A 538-nucleotide genomic window follows, 5' to 3' on the forward strand; every position below is an offset into this window, starting at 1 on the left:
GGTTCGATTCCAATCAGGCCCATCATTGATTATTTATGATTTCAGATTGATGATTTAGGATTTATTTAATCAAAAATCTGCAATCATAAATCTGAATTGGATTCGGGGGTGTAGCTCAGTTGGGAGAGCGCCTGCTTTGCAAGCAGGAGGTCATCGGTTCGATCCCGTTCACCTCCATTTTTTGTTCTTTGACAAAGGAAGGGAAGAGGATGTAGGGTCAAGGTAGAACGGGCATATGGTGGATGCCTTGGCATCAGGCGGCGAAGAAGGACGCGGCAGGCTGCGAAAATCCACGGGGAGCTGCGAGTGAGCATAGATCCGTGGGAATCCGAATGGGGCAACCCGTGTAGCGGAGAGCTACACATCATACAATGAATACATAGTTGTATGAAGCGAACCCTCCGAAGTGAAACATCTCAGTAGGAGGAGGAAGAGAAATCAAAAGAGATTCCCTCAGTAGCGGCGAGCGAAAGGGGAAGAGCCCAAACCCACCTTAGAACAAAGTTTAGAGTTAAGAGTTAAAGAGTTTCAATCTGCC

General features: G+C 47.0%; 1 tRNA gene and 1 rRNA gene. Both read left to right on the top strand.

The features are described 5' to 3' along the window. Nucleotides 1-104: 104 nt before the first annotated feature. A tRNA-Ala gene (locus tag QME66_14035) sits at nt 105-177 on the top strand. A 38-nt stretch (nt 178-215) separates the two neighbouring features. After that, nucleotides 216-538 (top strand): 23S ribosomal RNA (locus QME66_14040); the annotation flags it as partial.

The sequence above is a fragment of the Candidatus Eisenbacteria bacterium genome (assembly GCA_030017955.1).
GTDB lineage: Bacteria > Eisenbacteria > RBG-16-71-46 > JASEGR01 > JASEGR01 > JASEGR01.